The 1,426-nt window shown below is 54.0% G+C and carries 1 protein-coding gene; it reads right to left on the bottom strand.

The genetic code is table 11. The features are described from left to right. Window positions 1-13: 13 nt before the first annotated feature. Window positions 14-1,342 (bottom strand): IS4 family transposase, encoded by a 1,329-nt coding sequence (locus ABLU87_RS04760; protein WP_196942226.1) that lies wholly within the window; start codon window positions 1,340-1,342, stop codon window positions 14-16. Window positions 1,343-1,426: the final 84 nt, after the last annotated feature.

Genomic DNA, 1,426 nt, shown 5'->3' with positions numbered 1-1,426 from the left:
TAATGCCAGTCAGTTAAGCAACTGACTGGCTTTTTTTCGGGGCTGTGGGGTATCTCCAGGGCCTTTCCTTTACCACTCTCGGGAAGGCCCTTTCCCTTCTTGTCGGTAATTTTACCAGTTGCCCCATGCTTTCAAGATCGCGCATCAGCTCCGGGATACGCCCTGGTGAAGCGCCCTGAAGAGTCATCAACATTCTCATGACCATGCCACATGATTCTGAGAAGCTCAGCTGATTCGGCCAGTATCCTTTCAGATGCCCGGCCATTTTAATCATCTGATATCTCACCAGATTATAAGCCAGTAAGACACCCCACAGTTCCTGCTCCACAAGTTCCGGCTTTTTACTTCTTAGCGTCAGCCTGCTCAGTTGCATCGTCTGTTTTATCTCCCGGTATCCCAGTTCAATTTCCCAGCGATGGCTGTACAGGTCTGCCATTTCCCCTCCGGGGTAACGCATGGCATCCGTCATTGACGTCAGCAGATGGCAGACTTTACCTTTGCGCGTCACACTCAACAGCCGGGCTGTCATCTCATCTCCCAGACCCGGCCATTTTTTTCGTGCCTGTGGACTGGTTTTCAGCTTCACCAGATGGTCGCCCTTACCCAGCTTTCTGACCTCTTCGTACTGCGCACCCTTTCTGAGCGGGATCATCCAGTGACGGTGCTCTCCCGCCTGGCTCCATGCATTCAGCAGCCCCAGGGAGTAATAACCTTTATCCATTAACGTCAGGGTGTTATCGCCGGTCTGCTCTGTCAGTTGCTCCGCGAGCTCATTTTCGCTGTTTTTCATCGTGCCGAAGGCCGCTGCCGTCAGCAGATGGCTGGTCAGCTCCATCTGACAGACCATTTTTACCTGAGGATAAAGTGCCGGGTTTCCGCCATGCGTCTGGCGGGGGAAAGCTTTATCATTTTCTGGCGTGTCCGGTGTTCGCCAGAAAACACCATCAATGGCCAGCAGGGTCAGACCGCACCAGTGCGGATGCGGCGTGGCGTTATGCCAGAGCTGCGCTGTTTGCGTGAACACGCGGCGTACGGCCTCGCTTCCCAGCCGCTGGCGGGCCTGGATCACGGCGCTGGGCGCAACGAACGGACGATTGCCGGGTAACATGATATCCAGCCGGTTAACGATCTGATGAAGCGGCTCCTTGCGCTCAAGTGCCATACCGACAATGCACCAGACCATCATTTCCAGAGGAAGGCGCCGTTTGCGTAACGTGACAGTGCCGGACTCTTCAAGGCAGCGGGAAATCAGTTCCGGGTCAAGATAATCGCCCAGAGAAGCCAGAGGGTTACGCAGAGAATCGTAACGGGATACCAGATCAAGAGCCTGTCCAATGTGCATAAAAAAATCCGGAAAAGGGTGAGCATTTCCGGATTCTTACACAGCCACTGGATCGATCAACCGATCCTTAACTGATCGGCATTA

This window comes from Klebsiella sp. CB_Kp196 (assembly GCF_040061575.1).
GTDB classification, from domain to species: domain Bacteria; phylum Pseudomonadota; class Gammaproteobacteria; order Enterobacterales; family Enterobacteriaceae; genus Klebsiella; species Klebsiella michiganensis.
The sequence above is the reverse complement of the archived record's forward strand: the minus strand, read 5'-3'. Positions and strand labels throughout refer to the sequence as shown.

Bases quoted from the DNA above. Each gene is read 5' to 3' on its own strand.
- ABLU87_RS04760 (WP_196942226.1), bottom strand. From the start codon at position 1,342: ATGCACATTGGACAGGCTCTTGATCTGGTATCCCGTTACGATTCTCTG.